We start from the raw sequence: 25,736 nt of genomic DNA on the forward strand, positions 1-25,736 counted from the left end.
TCTGAAATAAAAGACTATAATTTCTATCTACTATATGTTTATTTAATACATTTGAATTCTATCCACCTTAAACAACGTTCAAAAAGATGAAATTTGAGACCCTACAACTCCACGCCGGACAACAGCCAGACCCCGTAACCAATTCACGTGCTGTTCCCATCTATCAGACCACATCTTACGTGTTCAATAATGCCGAGCATGCAGCCAACTTGTTCGCATTGAAGGAGTTCGGAAACATTTATTCGAGGATCATGAATCCTACCAATGATGTTTTTGAGAAAAGAGTGGCTGCTTTGGAAGGCGGCGTTGCGGCACTGGCTACTGCATCCGGACATTCAGCCCAATTTATAGCAATCAATAACATCACGACAGTTGGCGACAATTTTGTAACCACATCGTTCCTATACGGCGGTTCGCACAACCAGTTTAAGAACTCTTTCAAAAACATAGGCGTCGAAGCGCGTTTTGCAGATGGGGACGACGTAAGCAGCTTTGAAAAGCTGATCGATGAAAACACCAAATTCATTTATCTGGAAACGATCGGCAACCCGAGCTACAGCGTTCCGGATTTTGAGGCATTTGCAGCGTTGGCCAACAAATATGACCTGCCTTTAATGGTTGACAATACATTTGGAGCAGCCGGCGCGATATTTCAGCCTATTAAGCGCGGAGCGCACATTGTGGTGCAGTCGGCAACAAAATGGATCGGCGGTCACGGGACTTCCATCGGCGGCGTGATTGTAGACGCGGGAACGTACAATTGGGGTAATGGTAAATTCAAGCAGTTCACCGAGCCATCACCCAGTTACCATGGCCTGGTTATGAACGATGTTTTTGGCATCGGCGGACCATTCGGCAACATTCAGTTCATCATCCGCGCCCGCGTGGAAGGTCTGCGCGACTGGGGCCCTGCCCTCTCTCCGTTCAACGGCTTCCTGTTCCTCCAAGGTCTTGAAACGCTTTCATTACGCGTCGAAAGGATTGGAGAAAATGCATTGAAACTGGCGCAATGGCTGGAAGCCCAACCACAAGTTGAAAGCGTAAATTATATCGGCCTCGAAAGCAGCAAATACCACGCGCTGGCAAAGAAATATCTTACAAGAGGTTTCGGAGGCGTGTTATCATTCGCCATCAAAGGGGACAGGTCACAAGCAGAAAAATTCGTAGACAACCTGAAACTGATCAGCAACCTGGCCAACGTAGGCGACGCCAAAACCCTGATCATCCACCCAGCCTCCACCACCCACTCGCAACTAAACGAAATCGAACAGGTTTCAGCCGGTGTACACCCAACGCAGTTAAGGATTTCGGTAGGGATTGAGCATATCGATGACATTATAGCAGATATAGAGGCAGCGTTCGGGGTGTTGTAGGTGAGATGAGACCAGCCTATCAGGCTGTAACTGACGTAATAACAAGCCCTGTCAGCCTGAGCGGAGACGAAGGCGCGCTACTCCTGGGTAACGCGGCTTTGTCTGCGCGCAGGGTGTCAGGGCGTTGTTGTTATCATTGGTCACGCTGGCTAACAGGCCAGGTTACTCCCGAATCCCCTCCAACGCGAACATAAACGCAAATTGCAGCGCTACTTCTTTCAAATATTCAAACCTCCCCGACGCTCCTCCGTGGCCGGCTTCCATGTTTGTTTTTAGCAGCAGCACATTCTTATCGGTTTTATGGGTTCTGAGCCTTGCGACCCATTTGGCGGGTTCGAAGTATTGAACCTGGCTGTCGTGCAGGCCGGTGGTTACGAGCATGTTGGGATAGTCTTTTTTCTCGACATTGTCATAAGGGGAATATGTTTTCATGAATGTATAATATTCCTTATCCTTCGGGTTACCCCATTCGTCGAACTCGTTGGTGGTTAATGGGATGCTTTCGTCGAGCATGGTTGTGACCACGTCTACGAATGGCACGTCGGCGATGATGCCTCGCCATAGGTCCGGACGGAGGTTGGAAATGGCGCCCATTAACAAGCCTCCCGCGCTGCCACCTTCTGCGTATAGGTGTGCAGGTGAAGTAAATTTGCCCTTGATCAAATATTCCGCGCAGTCGATGAAGTCGTAGAATGTGTTTTTCTTTTTCAGCAACTTACCGTCTTCATACCACTGCCGCCCCATTTCCTGACCGCCGCGTATGTGCGCGATTGCGTATATAAAGCCCCTGTCGAGCAAGCTGAGCCTGGTGCTGCTGAACGCCGCGTCGATGCTGTTGCCGTACGAGCCATATGCATATAGTAACAATGGCGTCTTTTCGCTCTTAACGGTGCCTTTTTTATAAACCAGCGAGATCGGAACCTTTACGCCGTCGCGTGCTTCTGCATACAAGCGCTCCGTCACGTATTCCTCCGGATCATATCCGCCAATCACTTCCTGGCGCTTTTTCAGCTCCTTCCCTTTTGTTTCCATATTGTAATCATACACGGAATTGGGCGTTGTGAGCGAGGTGTAAACATAACGCAGATTTTTGCTGTCAAACTCAGGATTAGAACTGGCATAAGCCATGTAAGCAGGCTCGCCAAAATCCACATAATGTTCCGCATTGGTTTTAATGTTGCGGATACGCAATTGTAACAGTCCGTTTTTACGCTCGGTAATGACCAGGAAATCCTTGAAGACGTCGATTCCTTCCAAAAGAACATCTTTTCTGGTCGGGATAACCTCCTTCCAGTTCTCCACGCCCGTCTTATTCAGCGGCGTTTCCATCAGCTTGAAATTCAGCGCGTCCTTATTGGTAACGATGAGAAATTTGTCATTTTGATGATCGATGTCGTAAAGGACATTTTTCATTCTTGGCTGAAAAACCTCAAAATCGCCTTCCGGCTTGTCCGCATCCAGGATCCTGTACTCCGATGACATCGTCGCCGAAGATGCGATGATGATGTATTTTTCGGATTTGGTTTTGCCAACACCAATGTAATTGCTGTTATCCTTTTCCGCATAAACCACCGCATCCTTTTTACTATCTGCCCCTAATGTATGCCGCTTGATCTTTTCGCTCAGCAGCGTTTTAGGATTGGTTGCTGTGTAAAACAATGTCTTGTTATCGTTCCCCCACTCCGATCCGCCGCTTGCCGGGAAGATCTTGTCTTTGAACAATTCGCCCGTTTCCAGGTTCTTTATATAGATCGTATACTGACGCCGCGAGACAGTGTCCACGCCATACGCCAGCAATTTATTGTCAGGGCTTACATTAAAACCAACCGCGGAATAATACGGATGTCCTTCCGCCATTTTGTCCACGTCCAGAAGCATCTCTTCCGGCGCATCCAGCGATCCTTTTTTGCGGCAGTATTTGAAATATTGCTGGCCTTCTTCGCTTCTTGTATAATACCAATATCCATTGCTGAACACCGGCACCGACTCGTCTTTCTCCTTGATACGTCCTTTCATTTCGGTGAAAAGATCTTCCTGGAATTTCTTTGTGGCCGCCATCATCGTGTCCGTGTAAGCATTTTCCGCTTTCAGGTAATCCACAACGCTGTTGCTGTCCGGGCCTTTCCTGAAAAAATCGGCCATCCAGTAATACTCATCATTTCGTTTGTCGCCATGCATTCCGGTTTCATGGTCTTTCATTTCTGCTACGGGAGGCGTTGCTTCCGGCCATTGATATGCTTCGTTCACGTCTTTACTTTGGTTACAGGAAAAAATGATAACAGCTAAAAAAGGTAAAATGATTCGCATCAGGCACGTTGATTAGGTTTAATATAATATTTATAGAAAGTTATTAAAGTATATAGCGTACAATTATATTTATACATTTTATTTTTATTATTAATATAAAAAGTATTGTAATATAAAAATGTACATTAAGGGAAAGCATGCTGCCATACGCAGCAATGGCTGCCTTAAATCTACAAAAAACCGTCAGCAATCCATTTCATCGGCACACTTACATTATATTTGAGTTTCGTAAATAAAAGACCTCATGGATAAACCCGTTCATAAACTTTTCCTGCTGGACGCGATGGCATTGATCTACCGTGCGCATTTTGCATTTATCAAAGCGCCCAGGATCACGTCAAAGGGATTGAATACAAGTGCTGTATTTGGCTTTACCAATACATTGCTTGAAGTTTTGCAAAAGGAAAAACCTACACACATCGGCGTTGCATTCGACACATCCGCGCCTACATTCAGGCACATACAATATGAGGCCTATAAGGCGCAGCGCGAAGCCCAGCCGGAGGATATTACAGTGGCCATTCCACTGGTAAAACGACTCCTGGAAGCAATGTGTATCCCGATCCTCGTTCTGGACGGTTATGAGGCGGATGACATTATCGGGACCATTGCCAAGGAAGCTTCCGCGGCGGGTTTTGAAGTTTTTATGATGACGCCGGACAAAGATTACGGTCAGCTTGTGGAAGAGCATGTGTACATATATAAGCCCGCTTTCCTGGGCAAAGGTGCAGAAGTGCTCGGTGTTCAGCAGATCCTCGACCGCTGGCAGATCCAGCGTATCGATCAGGTAATTGACATTCTGGGATTGATGGGCGACGCGGTGGACAACATTCCGGGTGTGCCGGGTGTGGGTGAAAAGACGGCCCAGAAACTGATCGCGGAATACGACACCATTGAAAACCTTATCACGCATGCAGACGAAGTAAAAGGCAAATTAGGCGAAAAGCTTCGTGAGAACATTGATAAGGCAGTGCTGAGCAAGCAGCTTGCGACAATCGACATTAAAGTTCCGGTCCCGTTTGATCCCGAAGACCTTACCGTTTGTGCAGCCAATGCAGATAAAATCATCGAGCTGTTTGACGAGCTGGAATTCAAAACGCTTAAAACCAGGATTTTGGGCTCATCAACTCAAACAATTACCCCGGCTTTAAAGCCGGGGCCGGGAAAAGGCGGACAGCTCGATATTTTTGGAAATCCAACCGAGGAACTGGGTAAACAGCCAGCCATCATCAGCGAAGGGATCGCAGACGACGACGCGGCGGAGCAGTCATACGAGGATTTGCATATCCCGACAACGAAGTCGACTATCGACAACACATTCCACCGTTACCATACTGTGGATACACCGGAATTGCTGAAAAGCCTGGCTTACTATCTCTCATTGCAGGAATCGTTTTGTTTTGATACGGAAACCACATCGCTGGACACCATTGATGCTGAACTTGTGGGACTTTCATTCGCCTATCTGCCCGGAGAAGCGTTCTACATCCCGATCCCTGCCGATCGTGAGAAAGCCATTGAAATTCTTGAAAATTTCAGGGAAGTATTTGAAAATGAATCCATTGAAAAAATCGGGCAAAATATAAAATACGACCTGCTGGTGCTGAGAAGTTACGGAATTGAAATCCATGGCAAACTCAGCGACACCATGCTGGCACATTACCTGCTGGAACCGGACAAGCGCCATGGTATGGACATTCTGGCCGCTTCCTATCTCAATTACGAACCGGTTTCCATTACTTCGCTGATTGGCAAAAAAGGGGTGAAACAAGGCACTATGCGCGATGTTTCCATTCCTGAGATCACGCAATATGCAGGCGAGGACGCCGATATTACATTGCAGCTGAACACAATCTTCTCGCGCGAGCTGCCGAAGGTGAATGCATTCAAACTGTTCGAGCAAGTTGAGATGCCACTTTTGAAAGTGCTCGCTTCCATGGAAAGCAAAGGCGTAAGGCTTGACATAGGCGCTTTGAAAGAGATGTCCAATGTGCTTGAACTGGATCTTCGGCAAACAGAAAGTGAAATTTACGCATCAGCAGGGCAATCATTCAATATCAGCTCGCCGAAGCAGCTGGGTGAGGTCCTTTTCGATAAAATGAAACTGATTGAGAAGCCGAAAAAAACCAAAACCGGGCAGTATGCAACGGGCGAGGACATTCTCTCGGAGCTCGAAAACAGTCATGAAATTGCACGTAAAATCCTGGATTACAGGGAACTGCAAAAGCTGAAATCGACTTATGTGGACGCATTGCCTTTGCTGGTAAGTAGTCGCACCGGGCGCATTCATACATCGTACAACCAGGCAGTTGCGGCAACCGGTCGGTTGAGCTCAACTAATCCCAACCTTCAAAACATTCCGATCCGCACACCGCGGGGGCGTGAGATCAGGAAAGCATTTGTGCCTGATAATGAGGAATTTCAGATTCTTTCTGCGGATTATTCCCAAATCGAGCTGCGCATTATGGCGGCATTCAGCGGGGATGAAAGTATGATAGAAGCATTCAATCAGGGGCGTGACATTCACGCTACTACGGCCAGTAAGGTTTTCAAAGTGCCATTGGAGGAAGTAACCTCGGACATGCGCAGGAAATCGAAAATGGTCAATTTTGGTATCATTTACGGGATTTCAGCATTCGGGCTCGCTCAAAGACTGGCTATTCCACGGGGTGAAGCCGGCGAAATCATCCGGGCATATTTTGAAGAATTCCCTGCCGTGAAAGGTTATATGGACAAAGTGGTGAATGATGCGCGGGAAAAGGAATTTGTGGAAACCATCCTGGGCAGGCGCCGTTACGTGCCGGACATTAATTCCAGGAACCAGACCAACCGCGGTTATGCCGAACGAAATGCGATTAATGCGCCTATACAAGGCTCAGCGGCCGATATGATCAAGGTGGCGATGATCAACATTCATGATTTTATCGCAAAGGAGAAACTCAAATCACGCATGATCCTACAAGTGCATGATGAATTGGTTTTTGACGCGCACCGGGACGAAATCGATCTGCTGAAAGAAAGAGTGGATGAGCTCATGCGCATCGCCATTCCGCTGCCTGTAAAAATGGAAACCGGGATCGGCATCGGCGCCAACTGGCTCGAAGCACATTAAAATCGACCTGAGTCGTAGTAAAAGCCGTCTGCACAACTCCTGGTGCAGACGGCTTTTTTATGTTTTAACAGATAACAATTTGTTTACAAATACTTCACAACGCACGATACGAATCTCCCGATTTTTGCACCCGAAATGGCGCACCTGATACCTTACTAGCCCGACACACGCAAATGGCAGTATATAGGGTGCAGAATTTTAGTTCAACAACCGTTAAAATTCATTTTTATGCGAAACAAACTTTTACCACTAATTGAAAGCCGGAAAATTCCGCGGCTCTGCCAGCAAGGATTAGCAATGCTGCTCATTTTCCTGGCCACTTTCGCAGCACCAATGGCCAATGCAGCCAAACCCGACCGAACCATCACCGGAAAGATCACTGACGAAAACAGCCTGGGACTGCCGGGCGTAAGCGTCGTGCTCAAAGGAACAACCTCCGGCACAATCTCCGATTCGGAAGGGCGCTATACCGTTACTGTGCCCGACAATGCAGCCACATTGATCTACTCTTATGTGGGCTATTTGTCGCAGGAAGTGGCAATTGGCAGCGAGTCAGTTATCGACATTCTTATGAAACCCGACGCCAGAAACCTGAACGAAGTGGTAGTTACGGCCCTAGGTATCAAGCAGGAAACGAAAAGATTGGGTTATGCCGTCCAGGAAATAAAGGGCGGCGACCTGGATAAGGCGCGCGAGACGAACTTCGTCAGCGGACTGGCCGGAAAAGTGGCAGGTGTGCAGGTCATGAGCAGCCCAAGCGGCATCGGCGGATCAGCACGTATAACCATCAGGGGTGACAAGTCACTTGATATCAATAAAAATCAACCATTGTTCGTGATCGACGGGGTGCCTATTACCAATGCCTTGACGGGGTCCAGCGGCCGCGATTTCCAGGAACTGGACTATGGAAACGGCGCATCGCTGATTAATCCGGACGATGTGGAATCCATGACTGTGCTGAAAGGTGCGAATGCATCGGCGCTCTACGGATCAAGAGGTGCAAACGGTGTGATCGTGATCACAACGAAATCCGGTAAAAACAGCAAAGGGCTGGGCGTCTCGGTGAATGCGGGGGTGACTTTTGAAAACCCATTGATCCTGCCGAAATTCCAGCGTAAATATGGCCAGGGAAATAATGGTGAATTTTCGTTTGTAGACGGAAGCGGCGGTGGGACCCGTGACGGTGTGGACGAAAGCTGGGGACCGCAAATGGACGGCCGCCTGATTGCACAGGCCAACTCTCCTACTTCCAACGGTTACCGCGGCGGCGACATTTCACTGGTCGATGACGGCATTTTGGGCTCCCCTGCCGACCTGGCAGCACGCGGCACCATTACACCAACACCTTTCGTGCCGGGAAATAATCTGAAAGACTTTTACGAAACAGGGATTACCAACAACACCAACGTTTCGGTGACCGGCTCCAACGAAAAAGGCGATTTCCGTCTTTCTTACACACTTTTGGACCAAAAGGGAATCATTCCCAACACCGACATCAAGCGCAATACATTTGCATTGAACTCGGGCTATAACCTGTCCCCTAAATTAAGCGTTCGTATTTCAGCAAACTACGTGCACAGCCAAAGCGACAACCGCCCTAACCTGACTTATGGAACAGAAAGCATCATTTATCTTCTGCATTGCTGGATGGGTCAGCACGTGGATCTGAACAGTTTGAAGGATTACTGGATTCCCGGAATGGAAAACAGACAGCAATATAACTTCAACTATAACTATCACGACAACCCGTATTTCAACCTTTACGAGAATACAAACAGCCAGAATGCCAACCGCATCTTCGGAAATATTTCTCTTAAATATGATTTCACAAGCTGGTTGAGCCTGCAATTACGCGGCGGAACGGACTTTAATAACGAGCTCAGAAAACGTCGCAGGGCATTCAGTACGCAGCGTTTCCCTTTCGGAAGCTATCGTGAAGAGCGCGTTCGGAACGGTGAATCCAATTTTGACTTTTTATTAAGTGCAAATAAGGAGTTCAGCGAGGACTTTACATTCGGTGCAAACCTTGGCGCTAACCGCCAGATCAGCAACACGAATAACCTGGAAGTAACTGCTCCCCAGTTGCTTATCCCCGGTATTTTTAGTTTTAATAACACGAGGATCCCTCTTGTAAGCTCCATTGACGACATTAATAAGGTCATTAACAGCGTTTACGGATCGGTGCAGTTTGGTTATAAGAACTTCCTTTTCCTCGACGTAACAGCGCGTAACGACTGGTCAACGGCATTAACGCTTCCTATGGCAGCCGATTCACTGGGGCAAACGATCAATTCCTATTTCTATCCATCGGCATCATTGAGCGCAGTGGTGAGCGACGTGGTTACGATGCCGGAATGGGTTTCGTTTGGCAAGGTCCGCACGAGTTTGGCACAGGTTGGTAATGATACGGATCCTTATCGCTTTACCTCCGGTTACAGCCGCGATAATCCATGGGGAGACTATCCGATTTACAACTCTACCAACAGGCTTGTTAACTACAATTTGAAACCGGAGATCAGCACCTCATTTGAAATCGGGACAGAATGGCGTTTTCTGAAAGGCCGCGCCGGACTTGATTTCACTTTTTATAATATTAATACAAAAAACCAGATCCTACCATCCGTTCCGGTATCCATTACCTCCGGTTTTCGCGACAGGATCGTCAATGCGGGTGAGATCAGGAATTACGGTTATGAAGTAATGCTTACAGGCACTCCTATCCAGACTTCGGATTTCAAATGGGATATCAATGTAAACTGGTCGGCAAACAGAAGCAAGGTTGTCAAATTTGACGGCGAAGTGACTGATTATCAAATGGCAGAGCGCCATGGCGTATCCATTCGTGCCCAAGTAGGTGAGCGCATGGGTGATATGTATGCCATTGGTTTCAAGAAAGTGGAAGACAAGAACAGCCCTTACTTCGGACAGCAGATCTTTAACGAATCGGGACGTTTCATGGGCACCAGCAAGCTGGTAAAAGTAGGAAACTACAACGCCGACTGGATGGCCGGAATCAGGAACACATTCACCTATAAGAACGTCAGCCTGAGCGGATTGCTTGACATCCGTCACGGCGGTCAGATCTTCTCCGAAACATTTGTAGTAGGTCTGGAAGCCGGACAGCTGGAAGAAACACTCGAAGGACGTGCCGATGGCTACGACATTACCAAGGCTGGCAACGGCGTAATTGGTAAAGGTGTGATCGAAAATGCGGACGGAAGTTATCGCGTGAATGATGTGAAACTCACTGCAAGGGAATATCACCAGTCACGCACGGGTAACCGCGACATTCCGCAAGGCGGGATTTTCAACGCTTCCTATGCCAAATTGAGAGAGGTTCGTTTGGGATATGCTATTCCAGCGAGATATCTGTCACGCGCAAAGATTAAGGGACTTAATGTTTCCGTTGTGGGACGAAATCTTGCAGTTTGGAGCAAAGTGCCACACGTTGATCCGGAAACTTCTTCGCTGAGCGGCGGCACCATTGTTCCTGGTATTGAATCAGTTGGAATGCCTACCACACGCAGCTGGGGCTTCAATCTTGGATTTACTTTTTAACTGAGGCAAACATTTTAAGGATATGAAAAAGATAAGACAATATACATTAATGATCCTGGCCGCCGCCTTCTTTCTGCCGGCTTGTACAGACAATTTTGTTGAGAAAAATACAGATCCCAACGCCATCACGGCCGTAACGCCGGATCTGCTGCTGCCGGGCATTATCCGCACAGCTGTGAACCAGATGGTCGACCAAAGCTGGTCCATAGGCAACATTGTGATTCAGCATACTGCCAAAATACAGTTCGTATCAGAAGACCGTTACACCTGGGGCGACCGCGACGGACTTTGGGAGAATATGTATAACAACCTGCGGAATGTGCAGCTGCTCATCGAGATCAGTGACCGCAACAAAGCCAATAATTACAAAGGAATTTCGCTCATTATGCGCGCCTGGATGTTCTCTTTGCTGACAGACGCTTACGGAGACATTCCTTATTCAGAAGCAACAAAAGGGGTAACTGGCATTCTACAACCCAAATACGAAACGCAGGAAGCAGTATATAACGGCATTCTGGCCGATTTGAAAACCGCCAACGAAATACTTGGACCGGGAGAAGTCGTTGTGGGAGACCTGATTTATAATGGTGATGTAAGCAAATGGAAAAAACTGGCAAACAGCCTGCGCCTGCGTTACCTGATGCGGATTTCCAATGTAAAGGATGTGAAAGCGGATATGCAGGCGATCATTGACAACCCGACTGCAAACCCTGTTTTCAGCGATGCCAACAAGAACGAAGACAACGGAGTTTTGCGTTATCTTACATCCGCTCCTAACCAATTTCCCTTGTATACGGCGCGCCAGGGGTCTTTTGATGAATTTCGTTTAAGTAAAAATCTCGGCGACAAGCTCACCGCATTGGCCGATCCGCGCATCGCCATTTTTGCACAGCCCACCGACGCATCCGTTGCTGCCAACGCGCCCAAATACGTAGGCGTCCCCAACGGCCTGAATGAAGTGGCAGCCCTGGACTACAACGGCGGCCCCAACAATGTGTCGCGTGCCGGATCATTATTCTACAAAGGTTCGATCACAGAAAGAGGCTTGAATGTTGCCAAGGGCTACATTATGGGTTATCCGGAACTGCAATTCATTTTAGCTGAGGCTGTCAAGAAAGGTTTGGTAAAATCGCCGAAGACGGCAAAGATGCATTACGAAGAAGGCGTTAAAGCTGGATTCGGCTATGCAAATGTCACAATGCCAGCTAATTACCTCACAACTCCCGGCTCGGCCTATTCCGAAACCGATGCATTAACATTGATCGGCACTCAAAAATGGATCGCGCTCTTCTTCACAGGCCTGGAAGCCTGGTTCGATTGGAGAAGGACCGGCATCCCAACCATCACCCCAGGCGTCGACAACGTAAACAGCGGTAAAGTCCCCGTCCGCTTCGCCTACCCAAGAAGCGAACAAACATTAAACCCCACCAGCCTGGCCGAAGCCGTAGCAAGACAAGGCGCCGATAACTACAACACCAAGGTTTGGTGGGACAAATGATACTATAATCCTCTTTTCACTCCTGTAAACAAAAAGACCGCCCTGAAAAAGCGGTCTTTTTGTTTTCCCGCAAACCGTAAATCTACTACGCAGGATAAGGCAAAATCGCCTGATTTAAAGTCGGGGAAATATGAAGTGTTGTTCCTGCGCTCGGCGCTGATCCTCAATGATCCTGCGACCGGACAAAGCGTCGAATTCATAGTCAAAAATGAAGACTTCGATGCGCTGAAAGCCAAGTTACCAACCAACTATTTTAATAAAAATGCAACGGAAGTGATTGGCATTGCTATTTACGGCAAACCTGAGGTTTTAGCCCTATGAAGAAAACCCTATTTATTTAAAAATTAATTACAATTTAACGGGATATATTAGTAGCAAAATGCGAACTTCGCTTTTTAATTGTGAACAATACACTTAATATATCCAATGCGTCATTTGATTCAGAAAGTTTCCATGCTTTTTCTGACTTGTCCCATAATGGTTATGGGCCAGACAGCGAAAGGAAATTACTCCCTGCTTCCCTTAAAAGACCTCAGCTCATTTGAAAGCGCCAGCCCCAACTGGTCCGTGCAAAGCGACGTGGCAATTCACCCGACGGGGAACGCAAAACCGAAAACCAAATCCGGCGAAGGCATCCTGATCGGCAGCCCGGGTAAACCCCTCACTACCAAGTTGAAAGCGGGCGATATGCGCCTTTCAACCGAATTCATGGTTTCGCCAGGCGCAGAAGGTTACATCGTACTCCCCGGCGGACAAAAAGTAAGAATCTCCGACAGCAGCCAGCAGCGCGATGCCAATGCATCCACCTCCGGTTTTATCGGACAATTTCCAACACAAAACGCTTCAAAAGCACCAGGGCTCTGGCAAACACTTGAACTCGTTTATGATGCAGCTGTTCCCGGCGTTGCCAATTCGGCACGTTTGGACCTGCTTTCGCTGAATGGCGTGACGGTCCTAGAAACAGTTTACCTCCCGAATTCACAAGCCACTGCCGAAGGCAAGCCGCTTTCATTTGAAGTAAACAAAGGAACGATTGCTTTCAAAAACCTGGGTTACCAGTTGCTGGCAAGCCGTAAGACATTGACGTTGAACAATCTCGCCTACAAAGTTTACTCCGACAAGTGGGATGCGAAGGAATACAGCAAGCTTTCACATGAAGGCAAGTCACCCGCATTAACGCAGGAAGTAACGAACGGGATGCGTGAGTTTCACCTTGTTTACGAGGGTGATATGGATGTGCAGGAAGCTGGCGAATACATTTTTACAAGCGTTTACTCAGGACCGATGTTCGATTTCGAGGTGGACGGTAAAAGTGTGATGAGCCTGGGCGAAAGCACTTCACAGGAAACGCATACGGGTTCTGCTAACCTTACGCAGGGAGCGCATAAGTTTAAAATACATTATTCACGTTTTCCGTGGAGACAGCCTGCTTTGGGACTTCGCGTGGAGAAGGCGGGCATTCGTCCTTACGACCTGCATGTGCTTTCGTCGCTTCCTGAACCCGAGCCAAAGCCTTATATCAGCGTCACACCCGACAAACAACCCGAAATGGTGCGTTCATTTATCCAGATCGATGGCGAGAAATACAAACGCACACATTGCATTTCAGTAGGAAGTCCGCAGGGATGGAGCTACACGATCGACTTGAACCGCGGCGCCATGTTGCAGGCTTGGCGTGGGAATTTTGCCAATGTTACCGAAATGTGGTACGAAAGAGGTGAGGCGCAATTGCTGACTCCTGCTGGACTAGCTGTGCATGTTTCAGGCAGAAGCAGTCTGGCCGTTTTGGCCGATAAAGCAACGACCTGGCCGGATTCTTCAAACATTAACTTTCTGGGCTATAAAATCAACGCGGAAGGATTTCCGGTGTTCCGCTACGCGATTGGTTCTGCAACCGTAAGTGATCAGATCATATCCAATGACAAAGGAATGTCCCGCACATTCACTGTGGAAGGCAAGCCAAACGGAGCCATTTACTCACTGCTGGGTTCAGGAAAGCAGATTACCGACCTCAAAAACGGCCTTTTCCAGATCGATAACCGCTATTATGTTCAGGTAAACCAGAAGGCACAGGCTATGGTAAGGCCTGCGGGAGATAATCAGGAGCTGGTGTTGCCAGTGTCCGATTCGGCAACATATACGATGTTCTGGTAACCATATTCTTAGATCTCAATCAATGAAAAATATACTATTAACGACGCTGATTTCACTGGGATGTGTCTCGGCGTATGCGCAATCCAAGCAAAATAAAGAGGATGATTTCTACCGGATCATCACCATTCCAATTCCCGAGAACATTAAAATGGAAGTCGGCGGCATGCAAGTGCTTCCCGATGGCCGCCTTGCCACGTCTACGCGCCGCGGTGAAGTCTGGATGATCGGTAACCCCTATCTGAAAGGCGACGGGCAGCCTTCGTTCCACCGTTTCGCATCGGGCTTGCATGAGCCGTTGGGGCTTTTATATCGTGGAAAAGACTTCCTCATCTCCCAACGCGGAGAAGTTACACGTCTGGTGGATACGGACAATGATGGCATCGCCGACGTTTACGATTCTTTTGCAAAATGGCCATTATCAGGCAATTATCACCAATATTCCTACGGCCCTGTGCCCATGCCAAATGGTGAGCTGCTGGTAACATTGAACCTCGACTGGGTGGGACGCGGTGCGAGCCAGTCTAAATGGAGAGGTTGGATGCTAAAATTGGGAGAAGATGGCAAATTGACCCCCTATGCAACAGGTTTGCGCTCCCCTTCTGGCTTCGGTTCGTACAAAGGCGATATTTTTTATACTGAAAACCAGGGCGACTGGGTTGGCTCCGGCCGTATGACGCATCTGGAAAAGGGCGATTTTGCAGGAAACCCGGCTGGCTTGCGTTGGAGCAAGGAAGAAGGTTCACCTGTAAAACTGACTCCTTCCGACGTTCCGAATACGGGCGAGCCACTTTATGATGTTGCCAAAAAACTGCCTGGCTTGAAAGCGCCGGCCGTCTGGTTCCCGCATACGCTCGTGGGAATCTCCACTTCCGACTTCAAAGAAGATGTTACCAACGGCGCTTTCGGTCCTTTTGCCGGACAAATGTTCGTGGGGGATCAGGGACACAGCATTATTACGCGCGTGGATCTGGAAAAAGTGAATGGCGTATGGCAGGGAACCGTTTTCCCTTTCCGTGAAGGGTTTATGTCTGGAATTTTACGGATGGAATGGGGATTGGATGGCTCTATGTTCGTAGGCCAGACGAGCCGTGGCTGGTCGGCAACCGGTAAGCAGGAATTCGGCATCCAGCGACTGGTATGGACGGGTAAGATGCCATTTGAAATGAAAAACGTGCGTTCTATGCCGGATGGTTTTGAAATTACATTCACAAGCCCGGTCGACAAAAAAGCGGCTGCGGACCAGGATGCTTACAAGCTCAACAGCTTCACTTACAAATACCACCAAACCTACGGCAGCCCGATCGTTAACACGCAGGAAGTGCCTTTGAAGGGAATTGTAGTTTCAGAAGATGGCTTGAAAGTGCGCCTGGTGCTTGATCCGGCCCTGCTTCGCAAGGGTTATATTCATGAAATCAAGGCGGAAGGCGTGAAAGGTGCGGATGGCAATTCATTGCTGCATGCAACCGGTTATTATACATTAAATGAAATCGCGTCGGGCAATCCGGTGAATGCATCGGCATTTACAACAACGGTTAAGGCGGCTGCGGTTGACCACAGTGCCCACACTGCTGCCAGTGCATCCGCAGAACCGGCTAATTCGGCACCGTCCGCAAAGCGTGTGGTGGAAATGCCTGCCAGCTGGACCAACGGCCCGGATCAGACAATTACGATCGGCACCGTTCCAGGATTGAAATTCGATATTTCTGAAATTCAAGTGAAAGCTGGGAGCCGTGTTAGAATTGTCTTTAATAACAATGACGATATGCTCCATAACTTGGTGATTACCAAGCCTGGAACTGCCAACGCGGTTGGTGAGGCCGGACTTAATCTGGGCTTGAAAGGCTCGGAATTGAACTACGTTCCCAGAACAAGCGACGTTCTGTTCCATAGCAACATTGTGGAGCCTGAAAAATCAGAAAGCATCTATTTTGTTGCCCCGAAACAGACTGGCACTTACCAGTATGTATGCACATTCCCAGGACATTACACATTAATGCAGGGTAAATTGAAAGTGACCAAGTAAGATTCAAATCCCGCGTAAATGGCTGTGTTGCACAGACTCATGTTCAGCACAGCCATCTTTTTTTGCAAGTTCTTCCTCCCATTTTTTACTAAAATCACACTTCCTGAAATATTAATAGAGAATAAAAGCACGTGCCGCTTTCAATAGCATAATTCATTGAAATTTTAAAACAATGTTAATGGTCCAAAGTTTTGAATAACGAAGCAAACATATCAAACCTTTCTGACATTAATATCCAGCTCTGGCAGCGTTTCAAGGCTGGCGACTCTGCCGCTTTGGGGCAGCTAGCTCAGGTGCATTACCGCGCCCTTTACAACTACTCCACCAAATTTTCATCTGATCCAGACTTCATCCGCGATTCCATCCAGGAACTATATCTCGAATTATGGGAACGCCGCGAGCATCTTTCAGAAACCGCGTTTGTAAAGTCCTATCTGCTCAAAGCACTGAGACACAAGCTGATCAAGGAAGGCATTCGTCTGAAACGCTTTCAGGAACCGGGTCAGGAATATTTTGATATCGTGCAGGATGATGCGCCTGTCGAGTCGCAGATCATTGCGGATGAAAGCGCTCACTCCCAGTCCAGTCACTTGCAACGCATTATTACGCTGCTCTCGAAAAGGCAGCAGGAAATCATTTACCTGCGCTTTTACCAAAACCTTGACAACGAAGACATTGCCCACATTATGGGTTTGGGACGTCAAAGCGTTTCCAATCTTTTGCACCGCACATTGAAAGATATCCGGCAGATATGGGCACCCGCGCAATTTGTATGGGCTTTATTTGTTTTAGCATCCCTTCTTTAAACCGCGCATTCACGCTTCTGAAAGCTATTTTATCACTATTTCAAAAAATATTTTCATTTTTTTGGTTATATCAACCCAAAAAACGGACATACATATTTAAAGACCTTACGCTTTATTTATGGGTTACCGCCATCATACGGTTGAAGACTTCGCCAGAGATGAAAGGTTCCGGAAATGGGTGATAGCCCCTACTCCGGAAATCACTGCATTCTGGCTGAAATGGATCGCTGAAAATCCCGATAAGGCCGCAGAAATCGGCATGGCGAAAGAACTCGTGCTGACTGTATCCGACATGTATCAGGATAACCTGAGCGATGAAATGCTTCAACATGAAATCGGAGAAATTTGCAGATTGGCCGAGCTTCAAAAAGATACACACAAGCACAAAAGCATTTATCACTTACTCGCAGAACCACTCTGGCGTGTCGCGGCCATTTTTGTGTTCGTATCGGCAGTGGGTTTGTGGTTTTATAAAACGCATAATCGCCCAGATAGTCCTGTCCTGGTAAGCTTGAAAAGCAGCGCGGTTGACTCTGTAATCGTGCAAAAAAATGCCACTGAAACAGAAATGACGGTTTTTCTGAGTGATAATAGCGTGGCAACATTGTCGCCGGGAAGCACGATATGTTACCCCGCCACATTTGCACACGGAGAAAGAAAAGTCGTTTTAACCGGCGAAGCATTCTTTGATGTGGCAAAAAATCCTGATCGTCCATTTTTAGTTTATACCAATGAAACCGTTACGAAAGTGTTGGGAACAAGCTTTCGGGTGAAGGCTTTGGATCAGGAAAATACAGTAATGGTGCTGGTCAGGACCGGCCGGGTGTCAGTTTACCCAAAAACAGAATATGAGACGCTGCAAAAGAAGCCGGATAAGAAGGTTTCAATGATTGTGCTCGATCCCAATCAACAGGCTGTGTTCAACCGGAAAGATAATAAGCTGCTAAAAGGAATGGTAATCAACCGGCAGCTGCTATCCGAGCTTTCGGTCCAGAAGGAGCTGATTTTCGACGATATGCCTGTGTACCAGGTCTTTAAAGCATTGCAGGACATGTACGGTATTGTGATTGATTATGACCATGATATACTTGCGAATTGCAGCATTAGTGCCCAGTTCAATGATGAAAACCTTAAACAGAGACTCAGTGCGATTTGCCAGGCAATTGACGCTGGTTATGAAATGGTGAACGGCAAAGTTGTCATCACCAGCAAAGGGTGCAACTAAACAAACATTGCTGATGCCATAGCCTGTGGCATCCTGCGCCCTCAGTGAATTTGTAGTGCCAATTTTTTAAGTACCAAACTAACCATTACACGTATGAAAAAACATCGACTCTTGTCCCGGCTGTTTTGCAGCGCGATGCGAATGTCACTTTACCAATTATTAATTGCCTTTATCTTTGCACACCTTTCGCTTGCGAGGGTTGTTGGCGCGCAGGATATGCTGAACCAGAAGGTCACGATCCAGGTGAACAACCAGGAGATTAAGATGGTGCTTAACAAGTTGAACAAGCTTACGCAGGTCCGGTTTACGTATAATTCGGCGCTAATCCGCTCACAGCAAAAGGTTTCGATCAATGTAGTTGATAAAACGCTGGCGGACGTGCTCGACCAGCTTTTCAAGCCCGTTGATATTGCCTATAAGATTGAAGGTAAGCAGATTGTGCTGACCAAAGGTAATGCGGAACCTGGCAGTGTGATTCCAGGCATCACAGACAATCGTACTTCCATTGACCGGACCATTACGGGAAAAGTGTCAGACGAAAAAGGCCAGCCGCTTCCAGGCGTAAGCGTTGTGGTAAAGTCAACGAAAGTGGGCACTGCTACCAATACAGAAGGGACTTATCAACTAAGCGTTCCGGATGCGGGCGGCGTTTTGGTGTTCTCGTATGTGGGCTACGCGCCAGAAGAAGTGACCATTGGAAATCAAACCACTTATGACCTCTCCATGAAACCCGACGAACGCAATCTGGAAATGGTTGTCGTTACGGCTTTGGGTATAAAAAGGGATGCAAAAAAGCTGGGTTATTCCACTGCAACCGTTAATACAGAGGAACTTACAACAAACCGCACGACAAACCTGGGAAACAGCTTGCAGGGAAAAGTGGCCGGCTTGAATGTAACGCCGCCAGCAAGCGGACCGGGCGGATCAACAAAGATCCGTATCCGTGGTCAGTCATCTTTTGGTGGAAATAACTCGCCGCTGATCATTGTAAACGGCATTCCCATTAATAATAGCAGCGTTTCTGCGGGGGGATCGAACGGAAACGGAACGGGTAACCCAACGGGAGGCTCATCCGATGGTGGCGATGGTTTACAAAGCATTAACCAGGACGACATTGAGTCCATGACCGTCTTGAAAGGTGCGGCTGCGGCAGCGCTTTACGGCTTCCGTGCAAAGGACGGAGCCATTATTATTACAACCAAAAGCGGAAGCAAAACAACGGGCATCGGCGTTGAGGTGAATTCCAATTTCCAGGCACAACAAGCACTGGACTACACCGATTTCCAATACGAATATGGTCAGGGCGAGTTTGGAAAACGGCCCACATCAACCGCAGAGGCACAAAGCTCAGGCGTATTTGCATTCGGAGAAAGAATGGACGGCGCGCCTACGCCGCAATTCGACGGGAGCACACAGCCCTACTCGCCCAATAAAGATCGTATCAAAAACTTTTACCGCACCGGAACCAGCTTCACGAATTCGGTTGCCCTTTCGGGTGGGAATGAGAAGGGAAATTTCAGGTTATCCTTCGCTAACACGGACGCGAATGCCATTATGCCAAATTCTGACTACCATAAAAAGATTTTTAACCTGGGTTTGAATTACAAATTCTCGGATAAGCTCTCGGCGCAATTGAATGCGAACTATTCGAACGAGCATAACAAGAACCCGCCCCAGATCGGGATCCAGGATATGAATGCGAATACGACCATTTACACGATGGCGACGAGCATTAATTCGGACTGGTTGAAAAACCGCAAGGATGCAAATGGAAATGAAATGCCTCTGGCGCGTTTTACAAACCGGAATAACCCGTACTGGGTCGCATACGACCGCTTTGAGAATGTGCGCCGCGACCGGATTTTCGGAAACACATCCGTGAGATATGATTTTACAAGCTGGCTGTTTGTGCAGGGACGCGTTGGGCAGGACTATTACACCCGTCCATACAACTACAACCGTCCTACCGGAACGCGCTCGATCAGTGCCGTTACGACTGGATTCAATGGTTATTATTACCAGGATGTAGCCACTTTCCGTGAACGCAACCTGGACGTTCTGATCGGCGCAAACCGTACTTTCGGAGATTTTGGTATAGATATCACCCTCGGTGGCAACCAGATGCTACAAGTGAGCGACAATATCTCCACTGCGGTAACCAACTTCTACGTGCGGGATCTGTATACCATTGCCAATGGTCAGGTTAAAACGCCAAATTATGGATACAGCAAAAAGAAAGTAAACTCCATTTACGGAGCTGCTGAATTTTCGTTCAAAAACTTCCTCTACGTGAATGTAACAGGACGTAATGACTGGTTTTCAACGTTGAACCCAGAGTCAAACAGTTACTTATATCCATCGGTCAGCGCGAGTTTCGTTTTCAGTCAGGCATTTGCCAATGCGCCTAACTGGCTGAATTATGGTAAGTTGCGCGCAGCTTATGCCGAAGTAGGTGGCGATACCGATCCCTATTCAAATAACCTCTATTATGGTATTAATGCAAACCCGTTCAACGGGACAGCGCTAGGCACTTTCCCGTCGACGGTGAGCCCGAATGCGAATTTGAGACCACTAAAAGTGAAAGAAACGGAGGTCGGTCTTGAAATGAAAACTTTCGATAACCGGCTGAACATTGATCTTTCATTATACCGAAAAAACACGGTTGACGAAATCCTGAATGTAGACATTTCAAATACTTCCGGGTTCAGCCAGACCAAAGTGAACGTGGGTAAGCTGCGTAACCAGGGAGTTGAATTTTTGTTGACGATTGTTCCCGTAAAAACCGATGCTATTACCTGGGAAACCGGTTTCAACGGAAGCTACAACATTAGCAAAGTGATTGAGCTGGCAGCTGGTCAGCAGCGATTTGATGTAGGAACCGGCGAATTTTTCGGAATTGTTTCGCACGAAGTAGGCAAGCCGTTGGCTTCGCTTCGCGGATTTGACTACAAAAGGGACGCACAAGGCAGAATCATCACATCAGGCGGCCTGCCCCAGCAAGGTAACCTCACCACATTCGGAAGCGCTATACCGACGTGGGTTGGCGCCTGGGTGAACACAATCAACGTGAAAGGGTTACGGATAGGCACGCAGATCGATTTCAAGGCGGGTAATAAAATCCTTTCCAACTCCAACCTTAACTTCCTGCGTGAAGGTTTGTCCAAATCGTCGCTGGCCGGACGTGAAGGCGGTGTATTACTTGAAAGCGTAAAAGCAGATGGTGCTCCGAATGATACGAAAGTGGAAGCCGAGCAGTTTTACACGGCATACAGGAGTACCAACCTGGCATCACCATTTGTTTACAATGGTGCGTTTGTACGTTGGAGGTCTATCACGATCGGCTACGATCTTTCGCGATTTGTGAAAGAAAAAACTTTCATAAAAGGACTGACGATTTCTGCCATGTGCAACAATGTGCTGATGATCAAAAAATACATTGATAACCTCGATCCTGAGGCCCAGGTGTCTTCATCCGACAATTTGCAAGGCATTGAAACCCACACGCTCCCAACCACCAGAAGCTACGGTCTCAACCTAAACCTGAAATTGTAAAGGAATGCTAACAAACCGCCATTCAATCATTCAGTCATTCACTCATTCAAAATTATGACACATCTACCCAAATATCTAATCATCCTCACCCTCCTGGCAACTTCCTGCGACAAGGGTTTTGAAGAGGTTAATGTAAACCCGGTGCAGGCTACCAGCCTCGACCCGATCTACTTTTTCTCCAATGCTGAATTTTCCTCTGCCATTGCAACGCATAACTATCAAATGCAAATTGTACAGCAGATCAATACACCCTTTACCGGTGTTGTTGAAGGCGGAAATCATAATGTCGTTTCGGATCCCAATTCGAATGCCAATTTCAATTCGTTATACCTGCAAAATGGCCCTGTAAACCTGCTGACGACGGTTATTTCACAGACCAAGGACGATGCGGCCCGGAGTAATTTGTACAATATGTCACGAATCTGGAAGGCGTATGTATTTATGGTTTTGGTTGATACATACGGCGACGTACCTTATTTCCAAGCGGGAAAAGCATTTCTGGAAGGTATCAATTTGCCAAAATATGATGATCAAAAACTGATTTACGAAGATATTTTAAAAGAACTTACAGAGGGAACAAAAGCGCTCGACGCTGCAAAACCCATCGAAAGCGGAGACCTGTTCTTTAAAGGCAACATTGCACAATGGAAAAAACTTGGCAATTCGCTATTGCTTCGTGCTGCCATGCGTTACACAAAATTGGATCCTGCCAAAGCGAAGCAATTTGTTGCCATTGCGGTTGATCCGGCCAACGGAGGCTTGCAAGATTCTAATGCAGATAATGCCTATATCGCATTTAACAGCACATTCAATCATCCGCTTGCCGGCTATTTTCAGGGAACCGAGCGTGGTAATGTGTATATGGGCAAAGCATTTATTGATTATCTGAAAACGACTGCCGACCCGCGCCTCAAAGTGATCGCCGTGAAGTACGAAGCGCCCGGCAACCCGATCGCCACGGCTGGCGCAGAAGATACCAACCCCGCCAACCAGGAAGGAATGCCGTACGGTTACAACGAATCAACCATTACTAGCGTGGCCGGATTTCCCGGAAAAATTGGCTCCGCATTTAAATACTCACAGATTAATCGCAGAACGGTCGGGAAAATCGACGCACCTGAGTTTTTTATTACCTATTCCCAAACTTCGCTTCTATTAGCAGAAGCTGTGCAGCGTGGCTGGGCAACGGGAAATGTAAAAGCACTTTATGAGGCTGGTGTAAAGGCTCACATGGCGCAAATGGCAACTTATGATGTGTCCGCAACAATTCCCGAGGCAGCCCAGACCGCGTATCTGACTGCTAACCCATTCGTTCCGGCGAAAGCTTTGGAGCAGATCAATTCGCAATATTGGGTTTCCTCTTTCCTGAATGGCTCAGAGGCGTGGGCTAATTTCCGCAGAAGCGGTTTTCCTGTCTTGCCAATCAATATGTACCCAGGTAAAGATCCTTCGGTAAAGGACTTTATCAAAAGACTGGTTTACCCCGTGCGCGAACGTTCGGTGAATGAAGCTAACTACAAAGAAGCAGTAGCAAGAATGGGCCCTGACGAGCTTGGAACGCCTATTTTTTGGGACAAATAAAATTACTAACCCTTAATTTTTTACTTATGCTAAAACAAAACCTGCTTGCGGGAGCGCTTGTGCTGTTTGGTCTTACAGCCACGGCGCAAGCTATCTCACCCACTCCTGATCAGATCAATGCCTACACGTCGGCGTGGAAGGGCGAGCGATCCCCGGATGGCCGCCCGAAAGTGTCCGATGCGATCCTGGCCAGATTGAAAAACATTTCCATGGAAGAAGCATGGGGCGTGTTACGGAACAAAGGTTATCACAATCAGTTCGAAGGCGAATGGCAGCTGATCTATCCCGACAGCGCCATGACCGGCCGCGTGGTAACCGCCCAATATGTCCCCTCCCGACCCGATTTGGAGGCTTTGGTGAAAGAAACAGGCAAAAAGGAAGGCCGCGTACAAACGGGTGGCACCAATTCCTGGCCTATTGATGTGCTGAAAGACGGTGATGTTTACGTAGCGGATGGTTATGGCAAAATCGCTGACGGAACATTGATCGGTGATAATCTTGGGAATTCGATTTATGCCAAATCAAAACGCGGTGTCATATTCTATGGCTCGGTGCGCGATGTGGAAGGATTGAGTGAGATTAAAGGCTTCAATGCCTGGATGAAGGGCCAGGACCCGTCTTATATTCAGCAAATGATGCTTACTAACATTAATACGCCCATCCGCATCGGTCGTGCTATTGTACTGCCTGGCGATGTAGTATTAGCTAAAAAATATGGGACGATATTCATTCCAGCCCACCTGGCGGAAGAGCTCGTGCTAACCTCGGAGGTTACTGCGCTCCGTGATGAGTTTGGACATTTAAGGCTCAAAGAAGGAAAATATACGCCTGGTGAAATTGACACAAAATGGTCTGCCGTAATTCAAAAGGACTTTTTGAACTGGGTCAACAACTATCCGGGCAAACTGCCTATGACCAAGAAGGAATTGGACGATTATCTCAAAGAAAGGAATTACTAAGGGCGATTGCCAAATTGCTAACTTCTAAACTAACACTTATGAAAAGCATTTTAACAGACATTATTGCTTCTAACAAAAAAGTTGAACAAGCGGAGAAAGTCGCCGCAGCTGCCGAGATCAGTAATCCCATCACCAAAGACAGCCGCCGGAATTTTCTGAGGAAAACAGCCGTCGGTGGGATCGCGCTGGGCGGCTTTATGTCCATGTCAACCGAAGACACCATTGCACAGGCCACTTCAAAGGTCAATCGCGCTTCGAAACCATCCGAACTGAAAATAACAGATTTGCGCTACTGCATTGTTCAGAATGTTGGCCGCACGCCTATTATCCGCATTGATACGAATCAGGGAATTTATGGTTTGGGAGAAGTGCGCGACGGTGCGGACGAACGTTATGCATTGTTTTTGAAAAGCCATTTATTGGGACAAAACCCCTGCAATGTCGAGCAGCTTTTCAAATCGATCAAGCAGTTTGGGTACCATGGTCGCCAGGCAGGCGGCGTCTGTGGCGTTGAAATGGCGCTTTGGGATCTTTGCGGAAAGGCTTATAATGTGCCCTGCTGGCAGCTTCTGGGCGGTCGTTATCGCGATAAAGTGCGCCTTTATGCAGATACGCCGGAGTCCAATGACATCAATGAGTTCAAAGAAAAGATCAAATTCAGAACGCAGGATCAGGGCTATACCTGGCTGAAAATGGATGTTTCGATCGGGATGCTGCGGAATAGTGAAAACAGCGTTGTGAACAATAAGGTATGGGGCGGCGGATTTTCCCAGTGGGCTGGCGACTATCATTCCTATGCCAACACGAAACACCCATTTACAGCGATCCAGATCACGCCGAAAGGCCTGGACGAAATGGCCAGGGTCGTGGAAGATGTGCGTAGCGTTGTAGGTTACGAAATCCCGCTCTCCACAGACCATTATGGCCATTTTGACCTTAATAACGGCATTCGGCTGGGTAAGGCGCTGGACAAATATCGCCTCGCCTGGCTGGAAGATATGGTGCCCTGGGAATATACCGACCAGTGGAAAACCATTTCCGACGCTTTGGAAACTCCCACATTAACCGGCGAAGACATTTACCTGAAAGAGGGTTTCAAAGCATTGATCGAAAAACGGGCCGTGGACATTGTGCACCCGGACCTGGCTTCGTCGGGCGGTTTGCTGGAAACCAAACGCATCGGAGACTATGCCGAGGACAACGGGATTGCGATGGCCATGCACTTTGCAGGAACACCAGTAAGCTTCATGGCCAATGTGCATTGTGCAGCGGCCACCCAGAACTTCCTGGCCCTCGAACACCATTCGGTGGATGTGCCGTGGTGGGAAAGCCTGGTGAAGACAACGGACGGTCGCAAACTGATTGACAAAGGCTATGCACCTGTACCGCTGGAAGCGCCCGGACTCGGTATTGAACTGAACGAAGAAGAAGTTAAAAAACACCTAAATCCGAAGGACAAAAGCTTCTTCGCCCCTACGCCAGACTGGAACGACAAGCGCTCTCACGACCGCTTATGGAGCTGAAAATCTAAATACGGGTTTCCATTCTTAACGGTCTGGAAACCCGCATTCAGCATTTATTCGCTATT

Annotated in this window: 14 protein-coding genes; 13 read left to right on the plus strand and 1 reads right to left on the minus strand. The window is 47.8% G+C overall.

Annotation, left to right across the window (positions count from 1 at the left end; genetic code table 11):
- Nucleotides 1-86: 86 nt before the first annotated feature.
- Nucleotides 87-1,373, plus strand: coding sequence for an O-acetylhomoserine aminocarboxypropyltransferase/cysteine synthase family protein (locus LZG74_RS20815; RefSeq protein ID WP_233798419.1), 1,287 nt, complete (start codon nt 87-89; stop codon nt 1,371-1,373).
- 162 nt (nt 1,374-1,535) lie between these two features.
- On the opposite strand, the gene LZG74_RS20820 is transcribed toward LZG74_RS20815, so the two are convergent.
- Nucleotides 1,536-3,680: a S9 family peptidase gene (locus LZG74_RS20820; protein ID WP_233798420.1), complete on the minus strand. Its 2,145-nt coding sequence runs from the start codon at nt 3,678-3,680 to the stop codon at nt 1,536-1,538.
- Nucleotides 3,681-3,924: 244 nt separating this feature from the next.
- Here LZG74_RS20820 and polA point away from each other — a divergent pair, with 244 nt between their 5' ends.
- The 12 genes from polA (at nt 3,925) to LZG74_RS20880 (ending at nt 25,671) form a co-directional block, all read left to right on the plus strand.
- The gene (gene polA, locus LZG74_RS20825) at nt 3,925-6,792 is read left to right on the plus strand and encodes a DNA polymerase I (protein WP_233798421.1); all 2,868 of its coding nucleotides are present in this window, start codon (nt 3,925-3,927) and stop codon (nt 6,790-6,792) included.
- A 228-nt stretch (nt 6,793-7,020) separates the two neighbouring features.
- The gene (locus LZG74_RS20830; protein ID WP_233798422.1) at nt 7,021-10,350 is read left to right on the plus strand and encodes a SusC/RagA family TonB-linked outer membrane protein; all 3,330 of its coding nucleotides are present in this window, start codon (nt 7,021-7,023) and stop codon (nt 10,348-10,350) included.
- Nucleotides 10,351-10,372: 22 nt separating this feature from the next.
- A complete protein-coding gene (locus LZG74_RS20835) occupies nt 10,373-11,848 on the plus strand; it encodes a SusD/RagB family nutrient-binding outer membrane lipoprotein (RefSeq protein ID WP_233798423.1) in 1,476 nt (491 codons plus the stop codon).
- Between the two features lie 135 nt (nt 11,849-11,983).
- Nucleotides 11,984-12,169 (plus strand): hypothetical protein, encoded by a 186-nt coding sequence (locus LZG74_RS20840; RefSeq protein ID WP_233798424.1) that lies wholly within the window; start codon nt 11,984-11,986, stop codon nt 12,167-12,169.
- A 105-nt stretch (nt 12,170-12,274) separates the two neighbouring features.
- Nucleotides 12,275-14,002 carry a family 16 glycoside hydrolase gene (locus LZG74_RS20845; RefSeq protein WP_233798425.1) on the plus strand — a complete coding sequence of 576 codons (1,728 nt, stop codon included), beginning with the start codon at nt 12,275-12,277 and terminating at the stop codon, nt 14,000-14,002.
- A gap of 22 nt (nt 14,003-14,024) precedes the next feature.
- Nucleotides 14,025-16,025 (plus strand): plastocyanin/azurin family copper-binding protein, encoded by a 2,001-nt coding sequence (locus LZG74_RS20850; RefSeq protein ID WP_233798426.1) that lies wholly within the window; start codon nt 14,025-14,027, stop codon nt 16,023-16,025.
- A 191-nt stretch (nt 16,026-16,216) separates the two neighbouring features.
- Complete coding sequence (locus LZG74_RS20855; RefSeq protein ID WP_233798427.1) at nt 16,217-16,831, plus strand: RNA polymerase sigma factor; 615 nt, start codon at nt 16,217-16,219, stop codon at nt 16,829-16,831.
- A 118-nt stretch (nt 16,832-16,949) separates the two neighbouring features.
- The gene (locus LZG74_RS20860; RefSeq protein ID WP_233798428.1) at nt 16,950-18,056 is read left to right on the plus strand and encodes a FecR family protein; all 1,107 of its coding nucleotides are present in this window, start codon (nt 16,950-16,952) and stop codon (nt 18,054-18,056) included.
- Nucleotides 18,057-18,149: 93 nt separating this feature from the next.
- Nucleotides 18,150-21,608, plus strand: coding sequence for a SusC/RagA family TonB-linked outer membrane protein (locus tag LZG74_RS20865; protein ID WP_233798429.1), 3,459 nt, complete (start codon nt 18,150-18,152; stop codon nt 21,606-21,608).
- 54 nt (nt 21,609-21,662) lie between these two features.
- A complete protein-coding gene (locus LZG74_RS20870) occupies nt 21,663-23,189 on the plus strand; it encodes a SusD/RagB family nutrient-binding outer membrane lipoprotein (protein WP_233798430.1) in 1,527 nt (508 codons plus the stop codon).
- A gap of 26 nt (nt 23,190-23,215) precedes the next feature.
- Nucleotides 23,216-24,148, plus strand: coding sequence for an RraA family protein (locus LZG74_RS20875; RefSeq protein WP_233798431.1), 933 nt, complete (start codon nt 23,216-23,218; stop codon nt 24,146-24,148).
- 38 nt (nt 24,149-24,186) lie between these two features.
- Nucleotides 24,187-25,671: a mandelate racemase/muconate lactonizing enzyme family protein gene (locus tag LZG74_RS20880; RefSeq protein ID WP_233798432.1), complete on the plus strand. Its 1,485-nt coding sequence runs from the start codon at nt 24,187-24,189 to the stop codon at nt 25,669-25,671.
- Nucleotides 25,672-25,736 lie beyond the last annotated feature (65 nt).

This window comes from Dyadobacter sp. CY327, assembly GCF_021390415.1.
Classification (GTDB): Bacteria; Bacteroidota; Bacteroidia; order Cytophagales; family Spirosomataceae; genus Dyadobacter; species Dyadobacter chenhuakuii.

What these genes read in the sequence shown, in the direction of transcription:
- LZG74_RS20875 (WP_233798431.1), top strand. Translation starts at nt 23,216, where the DNA reads ATGCTAAAACAAAACCTGCTTGCGGGAGCGCTTGTGCTGTTTGGTCTT.
- LZG74_RS20850 (WP_233798426.1), top strand. Translation starts at nt 14,025, where the DNA reads ATGAAAAATATACTATTAACGACGCTGATTTCACTGGGATGTGTCTCG.
- LZG74_RS20865 (WP_233798429.1), top strand. Translation starts at nt 18,150, where the DNA reads ATGAAAAAACATCGACTCTTGTCCCGGCTGTTTTGCAGCGCGATGCGA.
- LZG74_RS20845 (WP_233798425.1), top strand. Translation starts at nt 12,275, where the DNA reads ATGCGTCATTTGATTCAGAAAGTTTCCATGCTTTTTCTGACTTGTCCC.
- LZG74_RS20860 (WP_233798428.1), top strand. Translation starts at nt 16,950, where the DNA reads ATGGGTTACCGCCATCATACGGTTGAAGACTTCGCCAGAGATGAAAGG.
- LZG74_RS20830 (WP_233798422.1), top strand. Translation starts at nt 7,021, where the DNA reads ATGCGAAACAAACTTTTACCACTAATTGAAAGCCGGAAAATTCCGCGG.
- LZG74_RS20880 (WP_233798432.1), top strand. Translation starts at nt 24,187, where the DNA reads ATGAAAAGCATTTTAACAGACATTATTGCTTCTAACAAAAAAGTTGAA.
- LZG74_RS20835 (WP_233798423.1), top strand. Translation starts at nt 10,373, where the DNA reads ATGAAAAAGATAAGACAATATACATTAATGATCCTGGCCGCCGCCTTC.
- LZG74_RS20815 (WP_233798419.1), top strand. Translation starts at nt 87, where the DNA reads ATGAAATTTGAGACCCTACAACTCCACGCCGGACAACAGCCAGACCCC.
- LZG74_RS20820 (WP_233798420.1), bottom strand. Translation starts at nt 3,680, where the DNA reads ATGCGAATCATTTTACCTTTTTTAGCTGTTATCATTTTTTCCTGTAAC.
- LZG74_RS20870 (WP_233798430.1), top strand. Translation starts at nt 21,663, where the DNA reads ATGACACATCTACCCAAATATCTAATCATCCTCACCCTCCTGGCAACT.
- polA (WP_233798421.1), top strand. Translation starts at nt 3,925, where the DNA reads ATGGATAAACCCGTTCATAAACTTTTCCTGCTGGACGCGATGGCATTG.